8 protein-coding genes are annotated in these 8,405 nt (G+C 56.0%); 6 read left to right on the forward strand and 2 right to left on the reverse strand.

Going from position 1 to position 8,405, the window contains the following annotated elements; all coding sequences use genetic code 11:
- Positions 1 to 207 precede the first annotated feature (207 nt).
- From rbsD to rbsR, 6 genes are all read left to right on the forward strand, one after another.
- Complete coding sequence (gene rbsD / locus B498_RS00205; RefSeq protein WP_008503495.1) at positions 208 to 627, forward strand: D-ribose pyranase; 420 nt, start codon at positions 208 to 210, stop codon at positions 625 to 627.
- Between the two features lie 7 nt (positions 628 to 634).
- The gene (gene rbsA, locus B498_RS00200) at positions 635 to 2,140 is read left to right on the forward strand and encodes a ribose ABC transporter ATP-binding protein RbsA (protein WP_008503496.1); all 1,506 of its coding nucleotides are present in this window, start codon (positions 635 to 637) and stop codon (positions 2,138 to 2,140) included.
- Between the two features lie 4 nt (positions 2,141 to 2,144).
- Positions 2,145 to 3,110, forward strand: a complete 966-nt coding sequence (gene rbsC, locus B498_RS00195) for a ribose ABC transporter permease (protein WP_008503497.1) — start codon at positions 2,145 to 2,147, stop codon at positions 3,108 to 3,110.
- A 27-nt stretch (positions 3,111 to 3,137) separates the two neighbouring features.
- Entirely contained in the window at positions 3,138 to 4,028 is an 891-nt protein-coding gene (gene rbsB / locus B498_RS00190) for a ribose ABC transporter substrate-binding protein RbsB (protein ID WP_008503498.1), read from the forward strand.
- Positions 4,029 to 4,134: 106 nt separating this feature from the next.
- Complete coding sequence (gene rbsK / locus B498_RS00185; protein WP_008503499.1) at positions 4,135 to 5,064, forward strand: ribokinase; 930 nt, start codon at positions 4,135 to 4,137, stop codon at positions 5,062 to 5,064.
- Positions 5,065 to 5,067: 3 nt separating this feature from the next.
- Complete coding sequence (gene rbsR / locus B498_RS00180; protein ID WP_085930326.1) at positions 5,068 to 6,060, forward strand: ribose operon transcriptional repressor RbsR; 993 nt, start codon at positions 5,068 to 5,070, stop codon at positions 6,058 to 6,060.
- On the opposite strand, the gene mdtD is transcribed toward rbsR, so the two are convergent.
- Together mdtD and B498_RS00170 are read right to left on the reverse strand one after the other, a co-directional pair.
- Positions 6,026 to 7,459, reverse strand: a complete 1,434-nt coding sequence (gene mdtD, locus B498_RS00175) for a multidrug transporter subunit MdtD (RefSeq protein ID WP_008503501.1) — start codon at positions 7,457 to 7,459, stop codon at positions 6,026 to 6,028. The genes rbsR and mdtD overlap by 35 nt on opposite strands.
- A complete protein-coding gene (locus tag B498_RS00170; RefSeq protein WP_008503502.1) occupies positions 7,456 to 8,163 on the reverse strand; it encodes a FadR/GntR family transcriptional regulator in 708 nt (235 codons plus the stop codon). The genes mdtD and B498_RS00170 overlap by 4 nt, the downstream gene beginning before the upstream one ends.
- Positions 8,164 to 8,405 lie beyond the last annotated feature (242 nt).

An 8,405-nucleotide genomic window follows, 5' to 3' on the forward strand; every position in this document is an offset into this window, starting at 1 on the left:
AAAATGCCGGGTGGCGCTGCGCTTACCCGGCCTACCAAACCCGTAGGCCCGCGCAAGCGAAGCGCCGCCGGGCAATATCTCCCATCAATATTTCACTTAGCGAAACGTTTCGACGTCGATCACAAATCTGTTACGTCATGGTGGTTTTCTGAACATTTCTGAGGCTACACTTCTTTTAGCGAAACGTTTCGCTAGTGGAGCAAGAAAATGAAGAAAGGCACTGTACTCAACTCAGAAATCTCGTCGGTGATTTCCCGTCTTGGGCATACCGATACGCTGGTGGTTTGCGATGCAGGCTTACCGGTTCCGCGCAGCACAACCCGTATTGATATGGCGTTAACGCAGGGTGTTCCTTCGTTTATGCAGGTACTGGACGTGGTGACCGCGGAGATGCAGGTTGAGGCGGCCATTCTCGCGGCGGAAATCAAACAACATAATCCGCAGCTCCACGAAACGTTGCTCAGCCATCTTGAGCAGCTGCAACAACACCAGGGAAACACCATCGAAATTCGTTACACAACGCACGAACAATTTAAACAACAAACCGCAGACAGTCAGGCGGTGATTCGCAGCGGGGAGTGTTCCCCGTATGCGAATATCATTCTCTGTGCTGGCGTCACCTTCTGAGGCCATCATGGACGCATTACTGCAACTCAAAGGGATCGATAAGTCGTTCCCGGGCGTAAAAGCCCTCTCCGGCGCGGCGCTGAACGTTTACCCCGGGCGCGTAATGGCGCTGGTGGGCGAAAACGGCGCCGGCAAATCCACCATGATGAAAGTGCTGACCGGTATCTATCAACGCGATGCCGGTTCCCTCCTCTGGCTGGGTAAAGAAACCACCTTCACTGGCCCGAAATCTTCTCAGGAAGCGGGTATCGGCATTATTCACCAGGAGCTGAACCTGATCCCGCAGCTCACCATTGCGGAGAACATCTTCCTCGGCCGTGAGTTCGTGAATCGCTTCGGTAAGATCGACTGGAAAACCATGTACGCCGAAGCCGACAAGCTGCTGGCGAAGCTGAACCTGCGCTTTAAGAGCGACCGGCTGGTCGGCGATCTCTCCATCGGCGATCAGCAGATGGTGGAAATCGCGAAGGTGCTGAGCTTTGAGTCGAAGGTCATCATCATGGATGAACCGACCGACGCCCTGACCGATACCGAAACCGAATCCCTGTTCCGCGTTATTCGCGAGCTGAAATCGCAGGGGCGCGGGATTGTCTATATCTCTCACCGTATGAAAGAGATCTTTGAAATCTGCGATGACGTCACCGTTTTCCGCGACGGCCAGTTTATTGCCGAGCGACAAGTGGCCACGCTGACGGAAGATACGCTCATCGAAATGATGGTGGGACGCAAGCTTGAAGATCAGTATCCGCATCTGGATAAAGCGCCGGGTGAGATCCGCCTGAAGGTGGATAACCTCTGCGGCCCGGGTGTGAACGACGTGACCTTTACCCTGCGCCAGGGCGAGATCCTGGGCGTGGCGGGTCTGATGGGCGCGGGACGTACCGAGCTGATGAAAGTGTTGTACGGCGCACTGCCGCGCACCAGCGGTTATGTCACCCTCGACGGCCATGAAGTGGTCACCCGCTCCCCGCAGGATGGTCTGGCGAACGGCATCGTCTATATCTCCGAAGACCGCAAACGCGACGGCTTAGTGCTGGGCATGTCGGTAAAAGAGAACATGTCCCTGACTGCGCTGCGCTATTTCAGCCACAGCGGCGGCAGCCTGAAGCATAAAGACGAGCAGCAGGCGGTCAGCGATTTTATCCGTCTCTTTAATGTTAAAACGCCGTCGATGGAGCAGGCGATTGGCCTGTTGTCCGGCGGGAATCAGCAGAAAGTGGCGATTGCGCGCGGGCTGATGACGCGCCCGAAAGTGTTGATCCTCGACGAGCCAACCCGCGGCGTGGACGTGGGGGCGAAGAAAGAGATCTATCAGCTGATTAACCAGTTTAAGGCCGACGGTCTGAGCATCATTCTGGTCTCTTCCGAGATGCCAGAAGTATTAGGCATGAGCGATCGCATTATCGTCATGCATGAAGGGCATCTCGGCGGTGAATTCACTCGCGAGCAGGCCACCCAGGAAGTTCTGATGGCTGCCGCTGTGGGCAAGCTTAATCGCGTGAATCAGGAGTAAGAAGATGACTACCCAGGCTGTTTCTGGTCGCCGCTATTTCACAAAGGCGTGGCTGATGGAACAAAAATCGCTCATTGCCCTGCTGGTGCTGATCGCGATTGTGTCGACCATGAGCCCGAATTTCTTCACCGTAAATAACCTGTTCAACATTCTGCAGCAGACGTCGGTGAACGCCATTATGGCGGTCGGCATGACGCTGGTGATTTTGACCTCAGGGATCGATCTGTCCGTCGGTTCCCTGCTGGCGCTCACCGGTGCGATCGCCGCTTCGCTGGTCGGGATTGAAGTCAACGCGCTGGTGGCCGTGGCCGCGGCCCTGGCGGCAGGCGCGGCGATTGGTGCCGTCACCGGCGTGATTGTGGCAAAAGGCCGCGTTCAGGCGTTCATCGCGACGCTGGTGATGATGCTGCTGCTGCGCGGGGTGACCATGGTGTATACCAACGGCAGCCCGGTCAATACCGGCTTCACCGATAACGCCGATCTGTTTGGCTGGTTCGGTATCGGTCGCCCGCTGGGTGTCCCGACGCCGGTCTGGATCATGGCTATCGTCTTCCTGGCGGCGTGGTACATGCTGCACCATACCCGTCTGGGCCGTTATATCTATGCGCTGGGCGGTAACGAAGCGGCAACGCGCCTGTCCGGTATCAGCGTTAATAAAATCAAAGTTATCGTGTATTCCCTGTGTGGTCTGCTGGCGTCACTGGCGGGCATCATCGAAGTGGCGCGCCTCTCTTCCGCGCAGCCGACGGCGGGTACGGGGTATGAGCTGGATGCTATCGCGGCAGTGGTTCTGGGCGGTACGAGTCTGGCGGGCGGTAAAGGTCGCATTGTTGGGACATTGATCGGCGCACTGATTCTCGGTTTCCTGAATAATGGTTTGAATTTGTTAGGTGTTTCCTCCTATTACCAGATGATCGTTAAGGCAGTGGTGATTTTGCTGGCGGTACTGGTAGACAACAAAAAACAGTAACTGACGACACTACAGGACATCTTAGATATGAATATGAAAAAACTGGCTACCCTGGTTTCTGCTGTCGCGCTGAGCGCAACCGTAAGTGCTAACGCCATGGCGAAAGATACCATCGCGCTGGTTGTCTCTACCCTGAACAACCCGTTCTTCGTCTCCCTGAAGGATGGAGCGCAGAAAGAAGCCGATAAACTGGGCTACAACCTGGTGGTACTGGATTCACAGAACAACCCGGCGAAAGAGCTGGCTAACGTTCAGGACTTAACCGTTCGTGGTACCAAAATTCTGCTGATCAACCCAACCGATTCCGATGCCGTAGGCAACGCCGTGAAGATGGCAAACCAGGCGAAGATCCCGGTGATCACTCTGGACCGTCAGGCAACGAAAGGCGACGTGGTGAGCCATATCGCATCTGACAACGTGCTGGGCGGCAAAATTGCGGGTGACTATATCGCGAAGAAAGCCGGCGAAGGCGCTAAAGTCATCGAACTGCAGGGGATTGCCGGTACGTCTGCCGCCCGCGAGCGTGGCGAAGGCTTCCAGCAGGCGGTTGCAGCGCACAAATTCAACGTGCTGGCTAGCCAGCCGGCAGACTTCGACCGTACTAAAGGTCTGAACGTCATGCAGAACCTGCTGACCGCACATCCTGACGTGCAGGCGGTATTCGCGCAGAACGACGAAATGGCGCTGGGTGCGCTGCGCGCTCTGCAGACTGCAGGTAAATCTGATGTGATGGTTGTCGGATTTGACGGCACGCCGGATGGTGAAAAAGCAGTAAACGATGGCAAACTGGCTGCGACCATCGCTCAGCTGCCTGAGCAGATTGGCGCGACTGGCGTTGAAACTGCCGACAAAGTGCTGAAGGGCGAAAAAGTTCAGGCTAAATACCCTGTTGACCTGAAGCTGGTTATCAAGCAGTAAAAGGCGAATCAGGCCGTCACTGGCGGCCTGAGGGACACCAATAAAGAAAAGTGTGGCATACGCCACCGGGTAACACCGGTGGCGCTCTCAGATGGACAACCCAACCATGAAAACCGCAGGCAACCTCGTCGTCCTTGGCAGTATCAATGCCGATCACATTCTTAACCTTGAATCGTTCCCTGCACCGGGCGAAACCGTCACGGGCAACCAGTATCAGGTCGCATTCGGCGGTAAAGGGGCAAACCAGGCCGTCGCTGCTGGTCGCAGCGGGGCGAATATTGCGTTTATCGCCTGCACGGGTGATGACGATACCGGCGAGCGCGTACGCAAGCAGCTGGCGAGCGACAACATCGATATCGCACCGGTCAGCGTTGTTGCAGGGGAATCTACCGGCGTGGCGCTGATTTTCGTCAACGCAGAAGGGGAGAATGTCATCGGTATTCATGCTGGCGCTAACGCAGCGCTGACGACGGAGCGCGTGGAAGCGCAACGTGCAATCATTGGCGGCGCCGAGGCCCTGCTGATGCAGCTGGAGTCGCCGGTTGAAAGCGTGCTGGCCGCGGCCAAAATTGCGCATGAAAATCATACCACTGTCGTACTTAACCCGGCCCCAGCCCGTGTATTATCAGACGAGCTGCTGGCGCTGGTGGATATCATCACGCCGAACGAAACCGAAGCCGAAAAGCTGACGGGCATTCGCGTAGAAAACGATGACGATGCCGCGACAGCCGCGCGTGCGCTGCACGACAAAGGCATCGGAACCGTGATCATCACCCTGGGCAGCCGTGGGGTATGGGCAAGCGTAAACGGTGAAGGCCGTCGCGTGCCGGGCTTTAAGGTGAAGGCGATTGATACCATCGCAGCGGGAGACACCTTCAATGGTGCGCTGGTGACCGCGCTGCTGGAAGGCAAGAAAATGGATGATGCGATCCGCTTCGCGCATGCCGCTGCCGCGATTGCGGTGACGCGAAAGGGCGCTCAGCCTTCCGTTCCGTGGCGTAAAGAGATCGATGAATTCTTAAGTCAGCAGGGGTAACGCTTGGCCACAATGAAAGATGTCGCCCGCCTGGCGGGCGTTTCTACCTCGACGGTTTCTCACGTCATTAATAACGATCGCTTCGTCAGCGAGGCGATTCGGGAAAAAGTCGAAGCGGCAGTAAAAGATCTCAACTATGCGCCGTCTGCACTGGCGCGCAGCCTTAAGCTCAACCAGACGCGTACGATCGGTATGCTGATCACCGCCAGTACCAACCCCTTTTATTCTGAGCTGGTTCGCGGCGTGGAGCGCAGCTGCTTCGAGCGTGGCTACAGCCTGGTGCTGTGCAATACCGAAGGGGACGAGCAGCGCATGAACCGTAACCTGGAAACGCTGATGCAAAAACGCGTCGACGGGCTACTGCTGCTGTGTACCGAAACGCACCAGCCGTCGAAAGAGATTATCCAGCGCTATCCCTCCATTCCTACGGTGATGATGGACTGGGCGCCGTTCGACGGCACCAGCGACCTCATTCAGGATAATTCTCTGCTGGGGGGTGATATGGCCACCCAGTATCTGATCGATAAAGGCTATACCCGCATTGCCTGTATTACCGGTCCGCTGGACAAAACCCCGGCGCGTTTGCGTCTGGAAGGATATCTCGCCGCGATGGCGCGGGCGCGACTTTCCGTGCCGGAAGGGTATCGTATTACCGGTGATTTTGAGTTTCACGGTGGTTTTGAAGCGATGCAGACGCTGCTGGCGCAACCGCAGCGTCCGCAGGCGGTGTTTATCGGCAACGACGCCATGGCGTTTGGCGCCTATCAGGCGTTATATCAGGCCGGTTTGCGCGTTCCCCATGATATGGCGGTAATCGGCTACGATGATATCGAGCTGGCCAGCTATATGACGCCGCCGCTCACCACCATTCATCAGCCAAAAGATGAACTGGGCGAGCTGGCCATCGATGTGTTGATCCACCGAATGGCTCAGCCCACGCTGCAGCAGCAGCGCCTGCAGCTTACTCCTGTTCTGATGGAACGTGGTTCGGTTTAGCTTTCTCTTTGTGACGCTCTTTAATCAGGTTTCGGCCGTCTTTCGGTTTTAACAGCATAAAGACCAGCGCTGAAACGACGGTGAATGCGCCCATGGTGATAAAGGTATAGTGGAACTGCTCAACGGTGTTCGCGCTGTCGAAACCTTCATAAAACCGCAGTACCGCCGCGCTCACTGCAACCCCTAAACTGATCGACAGCTGCTGTGTGACTGCCAGCACGCTGTTGCCGCTACTGGCGTTCTCGTCGGTCAGATCCGCAAGGGTGATGGTGTTCATCGATGTGAACTGCGTCGACTTCGCCATGCCCAGCACAAACAGCGGCAGGATCAGCATCCAGACGGGAAGCGAGGCGGACTGCAGCGAGAACTGCGCAATCATCAGACCGATAAAGACCGTCACGCCAACCAGCGTTTTGCGATAGCCAAACCAGCGTAGCACCTGCGTCACGGTCGATTTTGCCAGAATCGAGCCCATCGCCGTGGGCGCCATCATGCAGCCGGCAATCAGTGCCGGATAGCCGAAACCAACCTGCAGCATCAGCGGCATCAGGAACGGTACGCAGCCCGTCCCCAGACGCGAGGCAATGTTTCCCGCGATCCCGACGGAAAACGTTCGGGTGTTGAAGAGCCCAAGAGAGATTAACGGCATCGGATGGCGGCGCGCATGACGTATATAAAGAAGGAAAAGCAGAATCCCGGCGAGGATAACGGAGAGCGCCATCCACGTCGCGACGATCTTCTCGCCAAACAGCTCCATCCCGCTGGAGAAGAGCACCAGGCTCAGGCCAAACAGGAAGAAGCCGCCCATATCGAAGCTGCGCCTTGGCGTGGTGAAGTTCGGCATATATTTGCGGGCATACAGCAACCCCGCTACGCCAATCGGAATATTAATCAGGAAGATCCAGTGCCAGCTTGCCCAGGTGACAAACACGCCACCGAGTACCGGGCCAAGTATCGGGCCGACCAGTCCCGGCATGGTGACGAAGTTGAGCACGGGAAGCAGTTCGCTTCGAGGATAGGCTCGTAATAAGGCAAGGCGCGCCACGGGCATCATCATCGCGCCGCCAATGCCCTGTAATACGCGGAAGATAACCAGCTCCGTTAAGGACGAGGAGAGCGCACAGGCCAGCGAACCGAGCGTAAAGAGCGTTACGGCCAGCATGAAAACTCTGCGGGTGCCGAAGCGGTCGGCCAGCCAGCCGCTAACAGGGATCAGCATCGCGACCGTCAGGGTATAGCTGATGATGGCGGACTGCATCGCCAGCGGGGAACGGTTGAGGCTTTGCGCAATAGCGGGAAGCGCGGTGTTGAGGATGGTGGCATCCAGTGCCTGCATAAAAAACGCCATGGCTGCAATCCACGGCAATCCGGCCATGCTGCGCGCTTTTTTCTTTGTCATGTATTTACCTGCTGGTGGGTTGGCGCAGCCAGCAATGCCTGGCACGCACTCAGGGCTCGCTGCCCGTCGCTTTCCTGAATGGCATCCACTATCGCCTGGTGCCATTCCAGTTTTACCACGTCGTCTTGTGTAATAGAGGTAAAGTAAGTGTGGTACACCGAATGGAATAAAGAGGCAAAAGAGGTGAGGAACGGATTGGCGCTCATCATATAGATATGTTCATGCCAGGCCATATCGACCTCAACCCAGCGTTCGCGGTTGAAGTGTTTTTTCAGGAACACCATCTCTTCCATCAACGCGTTAAGCTGCGCTTTCTGCTCTGCTGTTCCAAGCGTGGCAGCAAGCAGACATGCCTGAGGCTCAAGGCTACTGCGCATTACCAGAAAGTGATCGATAACCTGATGAAAGTTGTCTTCCGTCATCCACCAGGAGAGCAGCTCCTGATCGAGAAAATTCCAGTTACTTTGTGGCATCACGCGTGTGCCAATACGAGGACGCGGAAGCACCATTCCTTTCGCCGTCAGGGTTTTCACCGCTTCGCGCACGGCGGTACGGCTCACCCCAAACTGCTCACCCAGCTCCATTTCACCCGGCAGGATGCTTCCCGGGGCATATTTACCCGCTAAAATCCGCTGAGCCAGCTTTTCGGCCAGCACATAAGACAGGTTTTTTTGGGCGGCCAGCTGTTGCGCGCTTAATGGCATCGCTTTTATTCCTTAAAGATTCATGCTGATAATTATGCCACCGTGAATGTGATTGTGGTTGCAGATACATCAAATAGAACAATTTGTAGCTTGATTTCACCTCTATTGGTGAAAAAAAACGCGGATGGAAACTTTTTTTAAATTTCCTCTTGTCACATCAGAATTACTCCCTATAATGCGCCTCCACTGACACGGAACAACGGCACACACGCCGCCGGGTCAGCAGAGAATAGCGAAAATAA

This window comes from Enterobacter sp. SST3 (assembly GCF_000286655.1).
Lineage (GTDB): Bacteria > Pseudomonadota > Gammaproteobacteria > Enterobacterales > Enterobacteriaceae > Enterobacter > Enterobacter roggenkampii.

Excerpts from the sequence above, each read along its gene's own strand:
- rbsK (WP_008503499.1), top strand. The coding sequence starts at position 4,135 with ATGAAAACCGCAGGCAACCTCGTCGTCCTTGGCAGTATCAATGCCGAT.
- rbsC (WP_008503497.1), top strand. The coding sequence starts at position 2,145 with ATGACTACCCAGGCTGTTTCTGGTCGCCGCTATTTCACAAAGGCGTGG.
- B498_RS00170 (WP_008503502.1), bottom strand. The coding sequence starts at position 8,163 with ATGCCATTAAGCGCGCAACAGCTGGCCGCCCAAAAAAACCTGTCTTAT.
- rbsD (WP_008503495.1), top strand. The coding sequence starts at position 208 with ATGAAGAAAGGCACTGTACTCAACTCAGAAATCTCGTCGGTGATTTCC.
- rbsB (WP_008503498.1), top strand. The coding sequence starts at position 3,138 with ATGAATATGAAAAAACTGGCTACCCTGGTTTCTGCTGTCGCGCTGAGC.
- mdtD (WP_008503501.1), bottom strand. The coding sequence starts at position 7,459 with ATGACAAAGAAAAAAGCGCGCAGCATGGCCGGATTGCCGTGGATTGCA.
- rbsA (WP_008503496.1), top strand. The coding sequence starts at position 635 with ATGGACGCATTACTGCAACTCAAAGGGATCGATAAGTCGTTCCCGGGC.